Genomic DNA, 21,398 nt, shown 5'->3' with positions numbered 1-21,398 from the left:
ACGAAACGACGGACCATCACTCCCACACCGACACCGCACCTATCCCTGACCAGCGAAAACGGAGTCGTCAGACTCGGAAAGACAACAACCTCTAAGCACCGCAAACCGTGAGGTCATCGCGCCCTTGCTGCCCTGGCGCCAGGTCACCTCGGTGAACCGGCCGGCACCGGCCTCGACCGCGAGGGCGGAGATGGCTCGCGGCGGGGTCCGGTAGCGAGGCAGCGTCGGCGGACCGAGCTCGCCGTAAGCGGGCTGGTGCGGCCCGGCATCCTCTGGGTGGGCGACTTCCTTCCCGATCAGGGCGAGAACATAGGACAGCCCTCGCTCCTGAAGACCGATCCGGAAGGGGGTGCTGACGCCGTAGCCCGCATCGGCGACCACGACCGGCGTCTTCAACTGCCAGTCGGTGAGCGTGTCGAGCAGTCCGAGCGCGAGACGCCATTTCTCCTGGTGGACGACTTCGTCGGGGACTCCCACCCTGCGGCATCGGTCCGGCTCGTCCGTCCACTCGCGCGGCAGATACAACTGACAGTTGGACGGGCATGACGCGGTGTCGATGGCGGCGTGGACGCTGACCGCGACCTGGCAGTTCGCCGTTTTGCCGACGGCTCCGCAGTACTGGCGTGCAACGCCGACCGGCGCTCTGCCGCACTTGGGGAACGACACGTCGTCGACCACCCACACCTCGGGCGTGATCACCTCGGCGAGCCGCTCGGCGATCCGCCGTCTGACCGGCAGCGGATCCGGCGACTGGCTCACGAACTGCTGCAGGGCCTGCATGTTGCCGGTCGCCAGCCGCTCGGCCATCGGCTGGACCGACTTGCGCCGCCCGTCCAGCATCAGGCCCCGCAGATAGCACTCGCCCCACCGCCGCTGATCCCGCCGCGGCAACGACCCGAACACATCGGCAACGAACTCCGCCAACGCGCCCCGGAGCCGTTGACTTCCCCCAACTTCACCCCGGGAGACTGCCCACCACCAGCCAATATCGCTCAGCGTAACGAAGCATTACTAGGTGGAAGCCTGGTTCGCGGCAGCCGTGAGGTAGGAACTGGCCAACATGACCGCCTCGTCGCGCAGCCGAGCCAGGGCCTCCTCCCCTGCGGACGGGAGTTCGAAGGTCGCGCGGACGAGGCCGGACACGGCTGAGAGAAGGGTGAAGACGACCGCGTCGACATCCTCGTACGACGCGTCACAGGCGTGTGCCAGCACCCGGGCCGACGCACCTCGCAGCCGTTCACGCAGGTTGATGATCAGATCGCTTGGCTCGATGACTCCCATGACCGGGTACAGCGCCCGCGTCTTGTCTGGCCGGGTCAGCTTCGCGGAAACGTAGGCGTCGGCGAGGCTTGCGGCCAGGTCCGCGATCGGCCGCCCTGGGCCATCTGCTTCGAGTCGCGCGACAGTGTCGGCCAAATCCTCGTACCCACCTGCCAGTTCGTCGAAATGACGCTCCACGATCGCGAAGAGAAGGGCGTGCTTGTTCGGGAAGTACTGGTACAGCGTGCCCACCGAGACCCCGGCGCGCTCGGTCACGCGGGTGGTGGTCAGCCGGTTGGGCCCCTCGGTGAGCAACACTTGGACCGTCGCTTCGAAGATCGCCTCCACGGTCGCCCCCGACCGCGTCTGGACGGGCTTCTTGCGTCGCCTCAGACTCTGCGGAACGGACGGTTCAGTCCCCTTAGCCATGCACACACCCTCGCACTTCGGCCTTCTGTCGTCATCGCGGCGGCCGCGCCGGAGAAGGCACGCTGCCTCGCCGCACCATCATCGTCCACGCTTCGCGGTCTTTATGCGCACCTGAAGGATCATTCAGGTACGCTCTGGGTCGCCGAGTATCTGGAAGGCCGTCAACGACAGCATGCGGAGAGAGGGAGGGGCACCCATGACGAACAACGGCGAGAGGCCGCCCAGCGGTGGCGTGGGCCGACGACTGTTCCTGGCGTCGGCGTCTGCCGTCACGTCCGCCGTGTTGCTGCCTGGCGCAGTAGCTCAGGCAAAGACGAGGGGCACCGCACCACGAACTCTCAGGTTTAGCGACCACGAACCACTGGGAGGCATGCGCACCCGGTTCCTCAACGACGTTGTCTTCCCGGCCATCGAGAAGGAGTCGAAAGGCCGCCTGAAGATCGAAGCTCACTGGAGCAGTGAGCTCGCCATCTCCTACGACGCCCTGCGTGCGGTCGGCGACGGTGTCGTCACGGACCTAGCGACGGTCGTGCCGGAATATGCGCCCGAGCAACTGCCGCTCCAGCAGATCTTCAAGGGCTTCCCCGTGGGCCCGGCCGGCAGCAGGCAGGTGGACTTCTTCCGCCGCGCCTACGCGGATGTCCCGGCTCTCACGTCCGAGTTGGAGACCAGCAACACCGTTCCGTTGTTCTTCGGGACTGGCTATCCGCTGGCGTTCTACGGCACCGCGCCCCTGCCCGATGTGGACGCCGTGCGGGGCGGCAGGTGGCGGACCGCCAGCTTCTGGCACCAGGACTTCCTGGCCAACGCCGGTGCGACACCGGTGACCTTGCCCTGGGGACCGGGGATCTTCGACGCTCTCGAGTCGGGCGAGCTGGACGGCCTCGTGGTGAATGTCGACAGCGGGTACATGCTGAACGCGCACGAGGCAGCCCCTCATGTGCTGGTCTCGAAGGACCTGTGGCTGGGGCACGTCTACGTACTCGCCATGAACAAGGGAGCCTGGGACGAGCTTCTTCCCAGCGACAGGCTAGCCATCCAACGGGGCACCGCTCGGGCCTACCGGACTCTGGGGCCGGTAATGGACCGCAGCTTCGACACTCAGCTCGACCATCTGCGACAGGCCGGCGCGAACGTGCGGCGGCTCACAGCCGGTGAGGTGAAACGCTGGCAGACCGCAACCCAGTACCGCGAAGTGCAGGAGAGCTGGGTGGACGAACAGAGGGCCAAGGGAATCGCAGAGGTGGACGCCGTCCACAGGGGCATCACACGAATCATGAACCGCACCCTGCCCTGAACCACAGAAGCAGCGACCGCACGATCGAAGACACGAGTGGTCCATCGGAGCGGACCTGGAGCTTCGCCACGTCCTGCGTCGGACCGACAATCGGGATTATGGCCCGCAGCGCCGAAGTCACCCAAAACACGGGGCTCATCCAGCACTTCCCCGGCATCTTCATATCGAGCGCTTTGTCTCCGTCATCACAACGTCCGGCCCGGTGCACGATCCAGGTTCCGTCGGGTACCAACTGGCAGGACACGTCTGACGGCATAGATGATCGTCCCGGCTGCCGGGCCCTGTGGGGCTGTTCCGAAACCGTGCAGCAGCGATCTTCGCCGACGAAATCCTCCCGCACGCCTTCCGCCTCCAACACGACCCCATGGTCCGCGCCGGCGTGCGCCTCAGCATGGACCAACACCCCAAGGCCTCGACCGCAACGGCCTCTTCCTCCGCTGGAGCCACATCTCCGCCACCGCCTCGAAGCAGCCCGCACCCAAGGCGAACCCCTCCCCACGTCGACCCGACCATCACCGCCGACGTCATGGTCGGCACCTTCGCCAGCATCCAGTCGATGTCCCAAACCGTTACTGACTACCACTAAATTACCCAAACCACCACCACGTAACCCACCCCCACACCCTCAGACGCCCGCCCCCACGCCCCCGGCGGCCGACTGCCCCGTCGACCCAAACGGCCCGCCCGGCCCGCGCCCGAGATACCGCACCAACACGCCCTCCAGCCGGGCACCCTCGCCCTCGGCACTACAGGCGCCCCTTGGCCCGGACCGGGAAGCGGCTCCGACCGCCCACGCCACATACCCGTCCGGCCGCACCAGTACGGCATCACACGCCACCTCATCCACCGGCTCCGCACGCACCAGCCGCACCACATCCGCCCACGCCCCCGCCCGGCGCCCATACGCAGCGCCCCGCTCACCAAAAAGCAGCAGCAGCCACCCGCCCCCACGCAGCAGAGCCACCACATCCGACGGCCCCTGCGCCGTACGCAGCGCCACATTGGGAAGAAACCTGCGCTCCGGTACCCCGCCACCCCCCGCAACAGGCGGAAGCACCACATCCTGACCGCTGATCAGATCACTCAGATACCGGCTCCCCCCACCCCCCGCAGCCACTACTCCCGCGAACACCGACCGCAACGCCTCAGCCTCCGGCCGCGCACGCATCAGCGCCAACTGCGCCAGCGTCACCTCGATCACCCGCTCAGCCGCCGGACGACGCTCCTGGTCATAAGTGTCCAGCAGCCCCACCCCCGCACACCCTCGCACCGCCAGCGCCAGCTTCCACCCCAGATTCAGCGCATCCTGTACACCCAGACTCAGCCCCTGCGCCCCCACCGGGAAATGCAGATGCGCCGCGTCCCCCGCAAGAAAAACCCGCCCGCGCCCAAAACACTCCGCGAGCCGCGAGAAATCACTGAACCGGCTCAGCCAGCGCACCTCCCCGAACCCCACCTCCCGGCCCGCGATCCGCGCCACCTCCCTGCGCAACTCCGCACCCGTAGGCGGCACACCACGCCCGGCATGAGCGTCTGAGCAGTCGAGAGTCCTGATGTGGGTGCCCTCCCCAGGGATGTCGTGCGCGACGATCCAGCCACGCGGAGTGTGGTGCCACCCCAGGCCCGGATCGTCCGCGTCCTCCAGCCTGACCAGTCCGGACAGCCCGGACGCCGTGGCCTCGTAGGTACGCGCCGCAAAGCCCGCCAGCTCACGCACCACACCACGCCCCCCGTCCGCCCCCACGAGGTACAGAGCAGTGCACTCGACAGACCCGAGCGGCCCCTCCGCCAGGACCCGCACACCGTTCAGGTCCTGGAACACCTGCGTGACACGGTGCTCACGCAACACCCGCACCCCCACCGCGCGCGCCCGCTGCTCGAACAGCCGCTCCAGGTCGGCCTGAGGCCGTTTCAGAACGGGCCCCGGCTCCGAGGCCGAAGCCGTGATCGTCAGCCCGGCTACCCCACCGAAGCGGAAGGGCACTCCGACTTCGGCAGTGCCCGAAATCCCGCGCGGCACAAGCTCCGTCAAGTACCCCCGCCTGGCCAGGCCCTGCAGAGCCCTTGCGTGCAGCACCCTCGCCTTGGGCCGATCACAGACCGAGGCCCGGGCCTCCAGCACGACGGTGCGGACCCCCCGGCCACCGAGCTCGGCCGCCATCAGCATGCCGACCGGCCCGCCACCAACGATCACGACCTGAGCGCGCAGACGACTTTCCACCGCAGGACCTCCCCCTTGGCCTCTCAGGCAATACGTCGAGGCCGGATCGACGCCCCAGCCTCCGGCCCGGCGACATGAACCCACACTCCACGCTCTCCGCTGCGCGGCGAACAGACAATCGCCCCACAAACCCCCACGAGACCGACGGACGCGACCAGAAAATATACCGAATCGGCGGTTCTTTACAAGACGCCCGCATCATGAAGATGTAGCAACCCTGGCCTACATCTCGAGCCTGCCGCCCGTGCCAGTGCTCCGCCCTCCAACAACTGCAACACGCGGTATCCGCCACCAACTCGAAGGCCGAAAGGACCTCCTTGAGGATGGGGTACAGCCTGACCGGGATAGATCGTCGCCCTCTGATGTCCGGAGTGGCAACCGTTCGGATTCTGTTACTGCGCCGTCGGCAGCAGTATCGACGAGTCCGGTTCCAGCCCGGTGTCGAAGCCGCCCACCAAGGCGAAACGCTCCATATCGACCACGGCAACGCTGTTGGTGGCCAGTTGGGAAACGAGGCCAGCGGCCCGACTGGGGTGGAAGGAGGCGGCAGCCGGGATGCTGTCGAGTTGCAGCATGCGGATCGGACGCAGTGCCGTGCTGTACAGGGTGAAGGTGTTAACGACGATGTCCGTCACCAGTAGTCGGTCCTCATCGACCGCGTACACCCGCAGCGGATCACCGCCCATCCTCCGGCTTCGCTGAACCTTCATGGTGCGCGCGTCGACGGCAACCAGGGAGGAACTCCGACGGGCTCCGACGAACAGCGTCTTCGTGTCCCGACTCAGGCAACTGCTCTCGGGCAGCTGGCCGGGCGTCACCACGAGGGGTGGCGCGGAGGCGTCGTGCGGGCGCACGAGGTTGACCGTGTGGGACAAGAGGCCTGTGGCATAGGCTCGTTCGCCTCCCCTACTGAGGGTGAACAGGTGGTTTTCGCCCCGTGTGCGGGAACGGCCCTCGACGGCGCCTGGTCGGTCGACGGTGCTTCGAAGCCGACCAGCGTCGCCTTCTCCTCGCTCAGCGCGTAGAGCCGGTCCCGGTCGTCGATACCCATGCCGTGGACGCGATTGAACGGCCGGGTGTCGATCGTGCGGGCACTCCGTAGTGTCCGACGTACGCGAACCGCCTGCGGGAGTCGACCACCAACTCCTGGGGGTAGTCGGGCAGTTTCACCCTCTGAAGACGCCGGCCCGACGTCGTCTCGTAGAAGCCGACCGCGTGGCCACTCTTCTCCACGACTACCAACACGTCGCTCCCGGCGGCCCTGGGTGCACCGGAGACAGACGTCGTCACGCCGGACGCCAGAGTCCCGGCACCGGCTGCCATGATCACCGCGCGACGCGTCGCCATAGTCCTTCACCTCAGTCTCTTGGTGGTCGTCGTCCGTCTTGCGGAGCACCACTGCCCCTCCCGGCCGCGAACGAACCTGCTGCCCCGGGCGGACCTGGGTGGGGTCAGGCCAAGTGCGCGCTGACGCCGTATGCGAACGCGGTCCTGTCGGGACTGAACGCCATCAGGGACAGGGTCTCCCGCGGCATGCGTTGGCGTAGGTGCGCCCGTCCGGACTGACTGCAGGGCCTTGCGCAAACGTGCGCAAGGTCCTCAGAAGTCGCCGCACGGACGATTCCGCGACGGCTCCACTCAGCCACCCGACGCGCCAGGAAAGCAACTCGCCCAGCGGTCCGGCGGAGGACCGTCAGCTCGCAGCCTGCTTCACCAGAGCCGCAATCCGCTCCTCCACCTCGGACGTCACCTCGGCCAGAGCGAACCCGGCCGCCCACATACTGCCCTCGTCCAGTTTCGCGTTGTCACTGAAGCCGAGCGTCGCATAGCGCGCCTTGAACTTCGCCGCGCTCTGGAAGAAACAGATCAGCTTGCCGTCCAGCGCGTAGGCGGGCATCCCATACCACAGCTTCGGGGCGAGCTCCGGGACGCTTGCCAGGACCACCGCGTGAACACGCTCGGCCATCACCCGGTCCGAGTCCTGCATCTCGGCGATCTTCGCCAGCACATCCTTCTCCGCCAAAGCCGCCTTGTCCGCGCTCGAACCGCGCCGTGCCGCCGCCTTCTGCTCCTTGGCGTGGTCCTTCATCGCGGCCTTTTCCTCGGCTGTGAACCCCTCGTACGTGCTCTTCTTCGCGCTGCTCATGATTCCTCCGTAGCCCGTGGGTCACGCTCGCCGGACCCGATACGCCTCGACGAGCACGGTCATGCCTTCCAGTACAACACCTCACACACCCAGTCCCCTTGACACTCGCTCAAGAGACACTCAAACCGATCCCGTACCCGTCCACCTAGGCAGTTTCGTTTGGATCACCGCGCTGACCAGAGGAAGATGCCCGCGATGTGGAGTCCGGCCAGGTAGATGGTCGCGGTCTTCTCATAGCGGGTGGCGATACCTCGCCACTGTTTCAAGCGGTTGATGCAGCGTTCGACGGTGTTGCGCTGCTTGTATGCCTCGCGGCCGAATGCGGGTGGCCTGCCGCCCCGGCTGCCGCGCCGCAGTCGGTGACCGCGTTGATCGGCCGGGACGGGGATGACCGTCCGGATACCGCGCTTGCGCAGGTGCTCGCGGATCGCGCGGGAGGAGTACGCCTTATCGGCCAGGACAATGTCCGGCCTGGTGCGGGGCCGGCCTCGCCGTCGAGGAACGCGAAGGCGGGCCATGACGTGAGCGAAGGCGGGGCGTCACCGGCCTGTCCGGCGGTGAGCACGAAGACCAGTGGCCGGCAGTGGGCATCGGAGGCCAGGTGAATCTTTGTGGTCAGTCCGCCGCGGGACCGGCCGATGGCGTGGTCTGCCGGTTCGCTGGTTGGGGCCCCTTTTTGCGGGCCCCAGCCGCGTGTTGGTGTGCGCGCACGATGGTGGAGTCCACCGAGACGGCCCAGTTGAGATCGTCGTCGGCGTCAGCCTGTGCGACCAGCGTGGTGAACACCTGTTCCCACGTGCCGTCGATGGCCCACATCCTCAGCCGGTTGTAGACACCTCGCCAGTTGCCGTACTTCTCCGGGAGGTGGATCCACTGCGATCCCGTCTGGGACTTCCAGGCGATCGCGTCGATCACTTCTCGGTGGTCCCGCCATCGGCCACCCCGCCGTGGTGTCCGATCTGGGAGTAACGGCTCGATTCGCGCCCACTGCGCGTCAGTCAACGGCACACGAGGAACAACGACTGGCGGGGCTGGTTGGAACGGCGCCGCTGTCAGGTGGTCGGCCCAGTGCGGAGCCGCCGCGCGTCCCGCACGAGCGTGTACGAAGCGCTGAGGAAGATCACGGCTCCAGCCACGAGCCAGAGAACGGAGGCCCCAGAGCGGTACTCACGAGCGCCAAAAACGAGCAGCATCACGCTGGCAAGAACACCGAAGGCCGAGATCAGAGCGCTGATGCGGTTAGTCACCTGGACATCATCAACGATGACCTCGGCCAACGGAAGTGATCCAAACGACAGACCCTAGGCCGTTCCTCAGGACTCCACGGCGAACAGCGACTTGAACTCCGCGAAACCGCAACCGGTCCTGACCTCCGGTGACCAGGAACGCGGCGTGGAGCGGCTGCGACACGAGAAACGTCTTGGCGAGTCACCTGCCCCTACCCGGCTGGTCCTTCTCAGTTCAGGTCAGATACGGCCTGTCCGATGCGGTAGCGCACGTCCTTCTTCCGGAGGCGGTCGAGTGCCGTGGTCGCGTGGGGCGACGCGAGCACTGCGATGTCGGCGGCGATGCCGTTGGCGGCGCAGAACTGGACCATCGCGGCCGCCATGCTCCCCGAGGCCGCACCTCTACCGGCGACCTCGACCCGCTCCCTGCCCGCAGGGTCCTTGCTGACATCAGAAGACGGCCAGCGGGGTGACGGGAACGCCGGTGGCTCCGTGGATGGCTGGTGGGGCGAGGACGAGCAGGAAGCTTGTCCGGTTCAGGGTGCGGCAGGTGTGGGCGAGGTCGTCGACGGCGGCGTTGTCGACCAGGGGCAGGCCGAGGCGGGCGAGTCCGACCTGGTGGAGCGGCAGGGGCCAGGCGGGGTCGGGCTCGACCGGGGGGTGGGCGTCGCCGACGTCGCCGAGGTAGAGGCTGATTCGGTGGTGGTCCAGCCATCTGATGGCGTCGAGGGTCATGCCGGGGGTTGGCCGGTGCCCGAGGTTCTCCGCGGCGGACCAGCCTCCGCGCACGACGAGCCCGTCTCCGGGTGCGACAGCGATCTCGGCGCGCTCGGCGGCGTGGTCGAGATCGGCGGCGGTGATCGGATGTCCGGGGGGCAGCCCGCCCTCGGGGGCGAGGTCGAGCAGTACCCCGCGGGTGAGGATGCCGCCGGCGAACGCAGTGGTGGAGCTGTGCTTGAGTCCGTGGCTGGTCGCGACGGTGCTCAGGTCGTGTCCGGGATAGACCTGGCCCTGCTGGGGGATGTGGCCCAGGGCGTCGAGGTGGGTCAGTGCGGGGTGGTGGGTGTTGATGATGAGCAGGTCGGTCAGGGCGCCGGAGGGGCTGCCGGTGAAGGTCATGGCTTGACTGATCGCGGCGGGCGCGAGCGCGGGCAGTGGCGCGACGGGGCCGCTGGTCAGTGGGGTGGGGATCGCCGGCCGGGCCAGGGATACGACCTGTCCCAGTTGTGCCTGGCCGACGGCCCGCGCGCGGACCTCGCCGGTGATGTGGTTGAGGGTGCCGCGCTCGTCGTCGCTGCCCCAGCGGCCCCAGTTCGACGGTACGGGCGAGGAGGGCCTCGGCTCGGGGGCGGTCATCGCGTGATCTGGGCCAGTGCCCGGTCGAGGTCGACTCGGTTGGACCCACGGGCGGCGACGTAGCCGTCGGGCCGGACCAGCAGCCATCGGGTCGTCGTGGAGTCGCCGGACGGTGTGGTGTCGGGGGGCCCGGTGCGCAGGCCGAGCTGGTCGGCGGCCAGGCCGTCGACCGGGCAGAGCGTCGGGGCCGGCCACGTCGCGCCCAGCCCGTGATGCAGTTGTGCGCTGGCAGGGTCGGTGACCGCGGCGAGCAGGGTCCAGTCGGGGTCCCGAAGAGCGGCCAGCACGAGCTGCCAGCTGGGATCGGTGGCGTCGTCGTGGCGGACTTGGGCGAGCCGCTGCCCGGGGCGGGGCCCGGGACGGGTGGTGTCGTTGTCGTGCACTGTCAGGGGGCTGGTCGGGTAGGCGATTCCGAGTCCGGACATGCCTCCGAGGAAGCTCTGGCCCAGTGCGTGGAAAAGCGGCGGCAGGGCCTGCAGGCTCTCGAAGACCGCCGGAAGATGCCGGTCGACGGTGGTGTTGCGCAGCTCGACGAGCATGGTGGCGGTCCGGGTGCTGGAGAGCAGCGCCTGCCCGACCGGAACCCGTTCGGCGCTGTAGCTGGCCAGAAGCGCCTCTGCGGCCGGGGCCTGGACCTGCTCACGGGCAGCGTCGGCGAGCTTCCAGGCCAGGTTGACCGCGTCTTGCAGCCCGGTGTTCAGGCCCTGCCCGGAGGCCGGGGAATGCACATGGGCGGCGTCGCCGACCAGGAAGCACCGCGAGGGCCGGCAATCGCCGGGGTGGGACTGCATGGTCGGTGCCGCGCGCTGCTGGATGGTGAATACCGATACCCATGAGGGGGTGTCGACGGTGACCCGGTACCCCAAGCCGCGGGTGAGCTTGTCGGCGAAGCGCTTGGCGATGGCGTCGGGGTCGCCATCGTAGGACACCTCGACGGTGTCGAGCAGGCGCCACCGGCGCTCTCCCACCAGCGGGAAGAGCATCACGGTTTCGCCGCCGGCGCGGATCCACCGGATCCTGTCGTGGCTCAGCGGCTGGGCGGTCTCGATCTCGGCGTCGGCGATCAGCCAGGTCTCACTGGACTCGCCGGCCAGGCGCACCCCGAGTTGTTTGCGGACCACGCTGTGACCGCCGTCGGCTCCGACCAGCCAGGGAGTCCGGCTCTGCTCCGCGGTGCCGTCGGTATGCTGCAGGTCCGCGCTCACCGCGTCCGCCTGCTCGGCGAGCCCGGTGAGGCGCACTCCCCATTCGGGGGTCACACCGCGCGCGGCGAGGGCCTCGCGCAGCAGCCCTTCGGTGATGGCCTGGTCGATGAACCACACTCCCTCGAATCGGGTGGCCTCATCAGTAAAGCGTGCGTCCATGCGGGCCAGCTCGGTCCCCTCGGACCAGAGGGCGATCCCGTGGCCCTGGACCGCGCGTGCCGCGAAGGTCTCGTAGAGCCCGACCTGATCGAGGACCTCCTGGCTGCGAGCGTGGATCGCCGCGGCCCGGCTGGTCGTCGCGGGGCCGTCGGCGGCATCGATCAGCCGCACGGTCACCCCTCGACGGGTCAACTCCAGAGCGGTCATCAGCCCCACCGGGCCGGCGCCCACCACCAATACGTCGACCATGGACGCCTCCTCAAACCGTCAATTCAGTTGACGGTTACGATAGGGCGCCAGGAGGTTCAATGTCCACTCACGACCGACCCCATCCAGAGCGGCTCCCCACGACCGAAGCCCCGAAGGCCACCTCGCTCTCCCGCCACAGACGGAAGGACTCGCCGGTGCCAGTGGCGCAGCCGCTGTTGATCATGGTGCTGCGCGAAGGGGTCCGGTGGTTCAACGAGCGCCTCAACGACACCGCCGCCGCCAATGACGAGCCGCGTATCAGCGGCGCCGCAGCGATCGTCCTCTCCTTCCTGCAGCCCGAGGGCAGCCGACCCGCCGAGATCGCCCACGCCATGGGCGTCAGCCGCCAGCACGTCCACACCGTGGTCCGCGAGCTCACCACGGCCGGCATCCTCACCACCGCCCCCGACCCCACCTCCGGCCGCGACCGGCTCATCGTCCTCACCCCCGACGGGGAACAGCGGCGCCGTCGAGCGGTCACCCAGCTGGCCACACTCGAGGACGAACTCGCCCAGCGCCTCGATCCCGGCGAACTCGAACAGGTCCGACAAACCCTTGCCCGACTCTGGAGCCCGACCTCCAATAGCAAGTCCGGACAACGGCCTGACGTGTCATGAGGACGAAGCACTGGCGGTCCGGGGCCGAGACCGACTCGCGCGCCATCTTCGTTGAAGAACCCCTGACCGACCTTTGCGCTCGTGGCGCACGTCCGTAAGAGGTCGTGAAGGCACGTTCGGCGTCTGTCCCGCCCACAGGCAACGGTCACTACTCTGCCCGGAGCGCTGCCTCACGGAGGGTCTCGTGGTGAGGCTCCCTACCGCGTCTGGAAGGCAGGACAGCCCTCAGCCACGTGCCGCCAGCCGCAGCTGGGCGTCACCCCAGTCAGCGTGGTCGAAGCTGACGCCGTCGCCTCCATCCGTCGCCCGCAGCGTGAGCCGCTGGACACCCAGGATGTCGACATCGATCAGGTAGGCGTCGTCCGAGGGCGTCAGCACCCCAGTGGTAGCCAGTACCCGCCCGTCGCCGATCACTTCGAAGACGACGCTGCCTTCGCCAGCGACCATGTCATCAATGCCCACTTCGCTGGTGAACCGGTCGTAGGCGCCCCCGATATCGACGGAGACCTCGCCGTCAGCGTGCATGCCGAGACCTTTGTCGTACGCGGTGCCGCGGATGCGCAGTGGACCCCCGTCACCGGCCCTGTTCTCGCCGTTGGACATGTCACGCTCCACCGGCCCCCAGCCGTTGCGTTCGGCGGCGAACGGCAGGTCGCTCACAAAGTCGACCCCGGGTGGTGAGACGAAGACCCGCACCGTCCTCTGTATACGCAGGGCAGCGCTCCCGCCCGGAACGCGGTAGCCCACGGTGACCGCCACGTCGCTGTAGCCGTACGCGGCATCCGTAGGCACACGAACCGTCCAGCGGGCATCAAGGGCCTTGCCCGTCGGCAGTTGCCCGGCTTCGGCGCCTGAGCCCTCGAGAGTCCAGCCCTTCGGCCCGGTCGCGGTGAGGGTGACGTCATTGGCGGGACCGAACTCCTCGACGAGGAACCGGCCGTCGACCTGAAAGCTCGCTCCTTGCTCGGCCAGGATTTCTCGCGGCTCGACTGTCAGTGTCGTCAGCGGCATTCGATCCACGGGACGATCGCATGTGGTGCGGCCGGGCTTGCTACGGCAGACCAACGCGGCGAATCCGCCGTTCTGCTCGGTCGGCACCGACAGCGTGTCGTGACGGTCGACCACTTGCGATTCCCGGACCAGCCCGGCATGTCCGTCGCGTACGACATCCACCCGCCAGTGTCCCCCATCGAGGAAGTCCAGGGGCACCCGCTGTGTCGCCGCCGCCCCCGCCGTGACGCTGCCGAGGAACCAGCGGTCGCCATGCCGCCGTGCGAAGGTCGCTCCGTCGCCCGGGTGGCCGGACAGCAACCGTGACTCGTCCCAGACGGTCGGTACCTGATCGAGGAAACGCTCCAACTGCGGGCGGTCGCGGTAGGCCTTCACCGAACCGGCGAAGTTCTGGAAGCCCGACTCGTAGACAACGGAGAGCGCGAGTTCGGCGGCCTCAGACGTGTTGCGCGTGCCGAACTGGAAGCCCATCGGCGTGTAGTCCATGGACCCCACGACGTTCCGGGTGAACGGCAGGGTGGCGACGTCTCGGATGGGGACACTGCCCTGCTCGGCGCCATACACCGCCTCCATCGTCATCACGTGCGGCCAGGTGCGCTGGATGCCGTGCGGGATGGTCGAGCCGTGGAAGTTGACGAGCAGTTTCTGCTGCGCAGTGGCCTCGAGCATGTCGTCGTACCAGCGGAAACGGGCCTGCGAGTCGGAATCCATGAAGTCGATCTTCAACCCGGCCGCGCCCCACCCCTTCACCTTCGGGAGGATCACCTCGCGCTCGGCCGCAGTGTCCAGATCGCGCCAGTGCATCCACAACAGCACCTTCACTCCGCGCTGTTGCGCGTAGGCGATCAGCTCTGGCATCCAGTCGGTGGCCTTCCAGCCGTCGTCGACCAGCGTGTACTCCCAGCCGTGCGCCGCGCTGTAGTCGACGAACCGCTGCTGGGTCTCCAGACTGCGCTGTGCCGCTCCGAACCCGGCCAGCCAGGACCACGCGACCTTGCCGGGCCGTATCCAGGAGGTGTCCTCGATACGCGACGCCGGGGCCAGGTCGTCGACGAGCGTGGACTCGGTGACGGCGGCGAGGTCGCCGATGATTGCCGTACGCCAGGGGGTGACCAGCGGGCCCGGCGAGGTGATCCGCTCATCGGCAAGCTCCACCGTGTACCGGCCGGTTCCAGCCTGATGGACCAGACGGCTGCCGGCGTACCGCCCATCTACGTCCGACTCGGTCAGCAGCACATAGCGCTCGCCTACTTGGAAGAGTGAGGGATAGCCGAAGTCGCCGGCGGGCGCTGCCGCGGCGGTCGTCTCGGTGTGGAGACGCTCATAATTGAGGGTGTAGGGCTTCAGCCAGGCGGGCGAGGCCGCGGGCAGCTGGAACGCGGAAGCCTCCCTGAGCACCGTCACGTCGCCCTGCTCCGGCAGCACGTAGCGGTAGGCGACACCGTCGTCGGAGACCCGGACAAGCAGCTCGAGCCGTGCGCCGTTCTCGCCCTCGAAGGAGAAGCGCGTCTGTGTCATTCGTGTGCTGCGCCGGCGCTCCTTGCCGGTCGTGGTCTCGTACTGCTCGGTGACCTCCTGGGTCCGCTGACCACGCAGACGCAGGCCTGAGCTCAGATCTGTGGCGGTTGTGACAATGCCCAGTGGCGCGCTCTCCAGCACGGCCGTCTCACCACTGCTGACGCTCAAAGACAGCGCGCCTCGGGAAGCGTCTAACCGTATGTTCGCTGCGAGAATGTCATTCTTGCTTCCACTAGGCTGAGTGACGGTCCAGTTTTCGATCTTCCGTTCAGCGGCGCTGGTCGGCACTGTGAGAGCGCCGACTCCGAGCGCGGCGCTCAGTACGACGGCAAGCCAAGTCAGAAATCTGCTGTGTGATCCGGGTGACCCTATGAGCACGGAAACCTCCGCTCAACCTGCCTGGCATGGTCGTCAGCCCCGCTCCCCGCCTTCATCAGGGCGGTGGCCGTGGCGGTACTTGTACTGTCGGCGTTTCAGGACGTACACGCGTAGGCGCCACCGACCGACTGTCCGCCCACCCCGCCGCTACCACGTCAACCCCCCGGGAGTGTTGACGTGCGGCCTCCACTGGATTGACCGAGGCGTCGACCGGATCAAGGAGCTTGGCACCCCCGAACCGGTCAACAAGCACGATGCCGAGACGGCGCACCCAGCGTGTCGCGTCGGAACTCCTGCGCGTGCCCTACCGATCACACGAGCTTCCACTTCTGGTTGGGGCCGCCGTGGCAGTCCCACAGCACGAGGGGGGTGCCGTCGGCGCTGGAGCCCGCAGAGGCGTCGAGGCACCGTCCGGACGCGGGGTTGCGGTAGCCGCCGTCGTAGGTCTGCCAGACCTGGTTGCCGCCGCCGTTGCAGTCCCAGAGCACCGTCTCGGTGCCGCCTGTCGTGCCCGCGCCCTTGACGTCCAGGCACTTGCCCAGCGCCCGCAGCGTGCCGTCCGCCGACGCGGTCCACCGCTGCGCCTCGGTGTTGTTGCAGGTCCACAGTTGAACGGCGGTGCCGTTCTCCGGCCTGCCGCCGTTGACGTCCATGCACTTGCCGGCGAACGCCGATCTCATCTGCCCGCCGATGGGGCCGGGTTCGCCGATCCAGCCGGCGGCTTCGGCGGCCAGGATGCCGTCGTGGAAGGCGGCGGCCATCTTCCGGTAGCCCGCGTCGTTGGGATGCAGGCCGTCGGCCAGGTCACCCGTGTTCAGGCCGCCCATGTCGACGTAGCGCACGTGCTTGCCCGCCGCCTGCTTCGCCTGGACCATCCCAGGAATCCGCTGGTTGAACGCACCCCTGTGTGCCTCGATCGTGGAGTTCGTGGAGACGGTCAGCGAAGCGACCAGCACGGTCGCGTCCGGGGCGCCCGCCACCACCTGGGCGATGAGCGCGTCGAGCCGGTCGGCCGCGGTGGGGACCTGGTGGTTCTGGCCCAGGTCGTTGGTGCCGATCATCAGGGTCACGACGTTGGGCCGGTAGCGGGAGAGCGAGGAGTCCGCGATCGAGGCGATCTGGTCGATCCGCCAGCCGGAGTGGCCTTCGTTGTCGGGGTCAGACATGGAGCCCGCTCGGGACGTTCCCACGAAGTCCAGTGCGTAGCCCCTGGCACTCAACTGGTCCCAGAGCGGACCTCGGTAGCCGTTGCCGGTGTTGCTCCCCATGCCGTCGGTGATCGAGTCGCCGAGCGGCATGAGGCGCAGGGCGGACGCCGCGGGCTCCTGCTCAGCCGCCGAAGCGGACAGCGTGCCGCCCCAGAACAGGCAGGTGGCGGTCGCCAACGCGGTGGAAAGGGTTGCGACGAGCCTCTTCATCGGCCATTCCTCACAGTGAGGTCGAATGACACCGCTCCGACGACCGCGCATGCGGACAACGTAGTCGGAGGCGGCGCGGCGAGATGGTCGAACCAGGAACCCAAGGAGAGCGCTCCGTGAAGCTAGCCACTTCACATGGTCACGTCAATAAAGCTGACGAAGAGTCATTCGACATCTATGCGACTGCCGTGATGGTGAGTTATGTTCAGCAAAGTTGTGTACTGAGCATTTCCTGTGCAGTTCCGCGTTCAATTCGTGGACAGACAGCTGGCCGAGCACGCCGCATGCACTGGAAGGTGAGCACAGATGCCGTACCTCCGATCACTGCGCAGACTCGCCGCACTGGCGGTCGCGGTGGCCTTGAGTGCCCCACTGGCCCCGGCAGCGGCGGACACTCCGGCGGCGCCCCCACTCACGGACGTCTACTCGTTGCTGGAGGACCCCGAGGCGACCGGCTACGGCCAGGAACCGCCGCACGCCGATCTGACGCCGTACACCACCGTCACCGAGGCCCGCGAGGCCGGTGGGACGAGCGCGTTCACCATGTCGCTGGACGGCGACTGGGAGATCCACATGTCCGACCGTCCGGACGAGGTTCCCGAGAACTTCTTCGCGGAGGGCTACGACACCGGCGGCGAGGGCTGGCGCAGCGTCAGCGTCCCGCACACGTGGCAGACGGACGGCCTCGACCATCCCGTCTTCCGCAACATCCCCACCGAGATGTACCCGGACAACCCGCCCAAGGTCCCGCACGACGTCAATCCGACCGGCGCCTATGTGCGCACCTTCCAACTGCCGGACAGCTGGCGGGAGCGGGAGACCTTCCTGCGGTTCGAAGGGGTGACCAGCGGCTACCTGACGTGGGTCAACGGTCACTACGTCGGCTACGACCAGGGCGGCTACACGCCCGCCGAATACGACATCTCGCGCTATCTGCACGCCGGCAGGAACACCATCGCCGTCCAGGTGCACCGCTGGGGCTCGGGCTCCCACCTGGAGGACGTCGATCGGTGGCGGTTCGCCGGCATCTTCCGTTCCGTCGGCCTGTACTCGACTCCGGCCACGCGCATCAGCGACATCACGGTCCGCACCGATCTCGACGATGCCTACCGCGACGCGAAGCTGACCGCTGACATCGATGTCACCACCTCTGCCTCACGGATCGGGAAGGCGACGGTCACCGGCACCCTCTATGACCAACAAGGCCGCGCGATCACCCGTGTGTCCGCCGAGCCGGATTCCCCGGGGGGAACCACCGCCACGGCCACTCTCCAGGCCGAAGTGACCGATCCCGCCAAGTGGAGCGACGAGGCACCGAACCTCTACACCCTCGTAGTGCGGCTGGCCGACGCCACCGGCAAGATCATGCACACCACCAGCCAGCCGGTCGGCTTCCGGGAGATCGAGGTCAAGGACAAGAAGCTCCTGGTCAACGGCAAGCGCATCCTGATCAAGGGGGTCAACCGCGCGGAGACGGACCCGGAGACCGGCCGCTACTCCACCCGGGGACGCACCGCCTCCGACGTGTCCTTGATGAAGCGGCTCAACATCAACGCCGTACGCACCTCGCACTACCCCTCCGACCCGTATCTGTACGAGCGGGCCGACCGTGAGGGCCTGTGGATCGCCGACGAGATCGACGTCGAGACCCATCACCACGACAGCTGCCCCGACAACTGTCTGGCCGACAAGCCGGAGTGGCAGAAGGCGTTCCAGGACCGGGCCGTGGCGATGTACGAACGAGACAAGAACCATCCCAGTGTCCTGATGTGGGACACCGGCAATGAGGCCGGCCTCGGCAAGGCCCACTACACGATGGCGGACTTCCTGAAGAAGAACGACCCAGGCCGTCCCCTCTACCACCAGAGCAACACCCCGGACGGCGACGCCCCGTTCGCCGACATATGGGGCCCACGATACCCCTCTCCGGCAAGTCTGGAGGAGGAGGCGAAGACCACCCGCAAGCCCATCGTCATGGGTGAGTATGCCCATGCTCAGGGAAACTCCCTGGGTAACTTCCGTGAGTTCTGGGACGTGATGCGCAAGTATCCCGAAGCCCAGGGAGGGTTCATCTGGGACTGGGCGGAACAGAACATCACCCAGCCGCTGATCGCCACCCCCGACTCCTCGGGGAACGGCATCCTCGCCTACCTGTCCGGCAAGCCGGAGCACGTCGACGGACACCGGGGCAAGGCACTCGCGCTCTCCGGGCTCGACGACTTCGTGGAGGTCTACCGCGACCCGGAACTGGACAAGGTCTCCAGGGCACTGACCGTCGACTCGTGGGTCAAGCCGGACGACTGGACCGGCGACTTCACCATCGCGGCCAAGGGCCATCACTCGTACGCCCTGCGGATGCGTGACAAGGAAACGCTGGAGTTCGCCGTCCAGGGTGACGACGGGCGACGGCACACCGCGTCCGCCAAGGTCCCGGCCGACTGGTACGGCTTCTGGCACCGCGTCGCGGGCACCTTCGACGGCAAGGAGCTGAAACTCCTGATCGACGGCGAGGAGTCGGCCAAGACCGAGTGGGAGGGCACCGTTGCCTACTCGGCGCAGCCGGTCAACGTCGGCCGCAATTCCGAGACCGGCCAGGAGAACATCAGCACGCGCATGGCGCACGGCGTCATCGACCAGGTCCGCGTCTACCACAAGGCGCTGGCCCCGTCGCAGCTCGACGCCGACCCCGCCGGGGAGGCCGTTCTGGCGCTGGACTTCGAGACCCTCGCACGAAAGGGGGAGTACGCGTCGTACGGCTCAGGTCCGGGCGGTGTCGACGGCCTGGTCAGCACCGACCGCACTCTCCAGCCCGAGACGCGCGCGCTGGCCGCCGTACACGCGCCGCTGCGTATCTCGCAGACCAGGGACGAGGACGGCGGCATCGTGACGGACAGTGTGACCGTGCTCAACGAGCGTTCCTTCCTGGGAACCGACGACCTGACCCTGCGATGGACGCTCACCGAGGGAGCGCGCACCCTCGCCAGGGGCACCCGGCCACTCTCTCTCGAACCGGGGCAGGAAGCCGCGATACGGCTGCCCCGGGCCCCGGGCAATCCCAAGGACGCCGACCGGCAGCTGACGGTTAGGGCCGTGCAGACGAAGAAGACCTCGTCGGTACCCGCAGGACACACCGTCGCTGTGGAGCAATTCGACGTGGGTGGCCGCCAACTGGCTGGGGTGGTCCGCGCCGAGAAGCCGGGCAAGGTACGGGCGGGCGCGTCGGGAGACCGCCTCACCGCCTCCGGGGACGGCTTCTCCTACACCTTCGCCCGGCGCAGCGGCGATCTGCTCTCCATGAAGTCGGACGGCCGTGACCTGCTGAGCCGCGGACCCGAACTGGACGCCTGGCGGGCTCCGCTGAGCAATGAGTACAACTCGGAGGACCGACCGTGGCGGGAGGCGGGATTCGACCGGCTGCGGACCGAACCCGGGAAGGTGGACGTCGCCGAGAAGGACGGCGCGGTGGTGCTCACCGTGGACAGCACCGTGGCGGCTCCGGGCGTGAAGGACTCCTCCTTCGTCCAGCGGCTGCGCTACACGGTCACCGGAAGCGGCGAACTGACCATCGACCACCGCGTGGAGGCTCGGGGCAGGGCTCGCACGGTGCCCTACCTGCCCCGGATCGGCCTCTCACTCCAGGTCCCGGACCGCTACGACCGCTTCAGCTGGTACGGGCGAGGCCCCGAGGAGAACTACAACGACCGTGAGGACGGCGCCCCGGCGGGGGTCTACTCCACCGATGTGGGCAAGCAGTTCTCCGGCTACACGCGCCCGCAGGACTACGGCAACCACGAGGAGGTCCGATGGGCGTCGCTGACCGACGGCAGCGGCGGGCTGCTGGTCTCGGGGGACTCCTCGATGTTCTCCGCCGGGGTGACCCCGTACCCGGACATCGACCGCGCCGCCTACCCGTTCGCACTCCAGCGCGCCGCGAAGGGCAACACGCTACATCTGGACCACGCGGTGAGCGGCGTGAGCGAGACGTTCCACACGGTGCTGCCCGAGTACCAGGTCCGTCCGGCGCAGGAGTACGTCCACCGGCTGCGGCTGCGCCCGCTCACCCGGACGGAGGCGCGTGACGGCACGCCCCGGGGGCCCGTCGTCTGCGCTCCCGAAGCGAAGCTTGCGGCCACCGACACCTCGGTGGCACCGGAGGAGACGACCGAGGCGACCCTGAAGGTCCGCAATCCCTGCGACCGTCCGCTGAAGGACGCCGTGGTGAACGTCGATCCGGTCACCGGCTGGAGTGCCGATCCGGCCACCTCGCGCATCGGCGACCTGCCCGCCGACGGGGAGAAGACGATGGGGATCGAGCTGACGCGCGGCAAGGAGAGCCCGAACGGCCGGCACCGGACCGTTGCCACGGTGACCGCCACTTCCACGGGCGGTGCGCGGGCCGACGGCCGCGCCGTTCTCGAACTGCTGGGCACCCCGCCGGCGCCCACCGGCACCACCCAGTTGTCCGCACTGGAGCTGATCACCGCCGACAACGGCTGGGGTCCCGTCGAGCGGAACCTCAGCAACGGCGAGGCGGGGACCGGTGACGGCGGCCCCCTCACCATCGGCGGTGTCATCTACCCGAAGGGCCTGGGGGTCCACGCGGACTCCACCGTCGAGGCCTACCTGGGCGGTAAGTGCACACGGTTCACTGCCGACGTCGGCCTGGACGACGAGACCGGAACGAGCGGCAGCGTCCTCTTCCAGGTCCTCGCCGACGGAAAGACCCTGTACACGAGCCCGAAGATCACCAACGATCTCGACGCCGTCGCCGTGGACGCGGACGTCAGCGGCGCCGAACGGCTGACCCTTCGGGTCACGGACGCCGGCGACGGCAACTCCCTCGACCACGCGGACTGGGCCGAGGCGACCGTGCACTGCCGCACGTGATGCGGTGAGCAGCCGCACCCC

14 protein-coding genes and 1 pseudogene are annotated in these 21,398 nt (G+C 68.0%); 3 read left to right on the top strand and 12 right to left on the bottom strand.

Translation table 11 applies throughout. From position 1 onward, the window contains the following. Positions 1-39 precede the first annotated feature (39 nt). Positions 40-924, bottom strand: a complete 885-nt coding sequence (locus ACFC1X_RS39175) for an IS701 family transposase (RefSeq protein WP_376364006.1) — start codon at positions 922-924, stop codon at positions 40-42. 87 nt (positions 925-1,011) lie between these two features. Next, on the bottom strand, positions 1,012-1,608 hold the full coding sequence (locus tag ACFC1X_RS39170) for a TetR/AcrR family transcriptional regulator (protein WP_376364003.1): 597 nt from the start codon (positions 1,606-1,608) through the stop codon (positions 1,012-1,014). Positions 1,609-1,885: 277 nt separating this feature from the next. Here ACFC1X_RS39170 and ACFC1X_RS39165 point away from each other — a divergent pair, with 277 nt between their 5' ends. Continuing rightward, positions 1,886-2,986 (top strand): hypothetical protein, encoded by a 1,101-nt coding sequence (locus ACFC1X_RS39165; protein ID WP_376364000.1) that lies wholly within the window; start codon positions 1,886-1,888, stop codon positions 2,984-2,986. A gap of 625 nt (positions 2,987-3,611) precedes the next feature. On the opposite strand, the gene ACFC1X_RS39160 is transcribed toward ACFC1X_RS39165, so the two are convergent. From ACFC1X_RS39160 to ACFC1X_RS39125, 8 genes and pseudogenes are all read right to left on the bottom strand, one after another. Then, on the bottom strand, positions 3,612-5,207 hold the full coding sequence (locus ACFC1X_RS39160; RefSeq protein WP_376363997.1) for an FAD-dependent monooxygenase: 1,596 nt from the start codon (positions 5,205-5,207) through the stop codon (positions 3,612-3,614). Positions 5,208-5,599: 392 nt separating this feature from the next. Beyond that, positions 5,600-6,061: a YncE family protein gene (locus ACFC1X_RS39155; RefSeq protein ID WP_376363994.1), complete on the bottom strand. Its 462-nt coding sequence runs from the start codon at positions 6,059-6,061 to the stop codon at positions 5,600-5,602. Between the two features lie 839 nt (positions 6,062-6,900). Further along, positions 6,901-7,353 carry an iron chaperone gene (locus tag ACFC1X_RS39150; protein ID WP_376363991.1) on the bottom strand — a complete coding sequence of 151 codons (453 nt, stop codon included), beginning with the start codon at positions 7,351-7,353 and terminating at the stop codon, positions 6,901-6,903. 164 nt (positions 7,354-7,517) lie between these two features. Further along, a pseudogene (locus ACFC1X_RS39145) lies at positions 7,518-8,409 on the bottom strand (IS5 family transposase). Next, entirely contained in the window at positions 8,406-8,630 is a 225-nt protein-coding gene (locus tag ACFC1X_RS39140; protein WP_376363988.1) for a hypothetical protein, read from the bottom strand. Before ACFC1X_RS39140 ends, ACFC1X_RS39145 begins: the two are co-directional and overlap by 4 nt. A 179-nt stretch (positions 8,631-8,809) precedes the next feature. After that, complete coding sequence (locus ACFC1X_RS39135; RefSeq protein WP_376363985.1) at positions 8,810-8,962, bottom strand: hypothetical protein; 153 nt, start codon at positions 8,960-8,962, stop codon at positions 8,810-8,812. Positions 8,963-9,029: 67 nt separating this feature from the next. Continuing rightward, positions 9,030-9,935, bottom strand: coding sequence for a cyclase family protein (locus ACFC1X_RS39130; RefSeq protein WP_376363983.1), 906 nt, complete (start codon positions 9,933-9,935; stop codon positions 9,030-9,032). Next, positions 9,932-11,548 carry an FAD-dependent oxidoreductase gene (locus ACFC1X_RS39125; protein WP_376363980.1) on the bottom strand — a complete coding sequence of 539 codons (1,617 nt, stop codon included), beginning with the start codon at positions 11,546-11,548 and terminating at the stop codon, positions 9,932-9,934. Before ACFC1X_RS39125 ends, ACFC1X_RS39130 begins: the two co-directional genes overlap by 4 nt. Positions 11,549-11,709: 161 nt before the next feature. Here ACFC1X_RS39125 and ACFC1X_RS39120 point away from each other — a divergent pair, with 161 nt between their 5' ends. After that, positions 11,710-12,165: a MarR family winged helix-turn-helix transcriptional regulator gene (locus ACFC1X_RS39120; RefSeq protein ID WP_376363977.1), complete on the top strand. Its 456-nt coding sequence runs from the start codon at positions 11,710-11,712 to the stop codon at positions 12,163-12,165. 225 nt (positions 12,166-12,390) lie between these two features. Here the strand turns inward: ACFC1X_RS39120 and ACFC1X_RS39115 are convergent, their stop codons facing one another. Next, positions 12,391-15,072, bottom strand: a complete 2,682-nt coding sequence (locus ACFC1X_RS39115) for a glycoside hydrolase family 97 catalytic domain-containing protein (RefSeq protein WP_376363974.1) — start codon at positions 15,070-15,072, stop codon at positions 12,391-12,393. A gap of 311 nt (positions 15,073-15,383) precedes the next feature. After that, positions 15,384-16,490, bottom strand: coding sequence for a ricin-type beta-trefoil lectin domain protein (locus ACFC1X_RS39110; RefSeq protein WP_376363972.1), 1,107 nt, complete (start codon positions 16,488-16,490; stop codon positions 15,384-15,386). A 306-nt stretch (positions 16,491-16,796) separates the two neighbouring features. On the opposite strand from ACFC1X_RS39110, the gene ACFC1X_RS39105 reads away from it, so the two are divergent. Next, the gene (locus ACFC1X_RS39105; protein WP_376363969.1) at positions 16,797-21,377 is read left to right on the top strand and encodes a glycoside hydrolase family 2 TIM barrel-domain containing protein; all 4,581 of its coding nucleotides are present in this window, start codon (positions 16,797-16,799) and stop codon (positions 21,375-21,377) included. Positions 21,378-21,398: the final 21 nt, after the last annotated feature.

Origin of the sequence: Streptomyces sp. NPDC056128, from assembly GCF_042263835.1 — a bacterium.
Taxonomy (GTDB): Bacteria; Actinomycetota; Actinomycetes; order Streptomycetales; family Streptomycetaceae; genus Streptomyces.
Note: the sequence above shows the minus strand (reverse complement) of the source record. Positions and strands in the feature narration are given on the sequence as shown.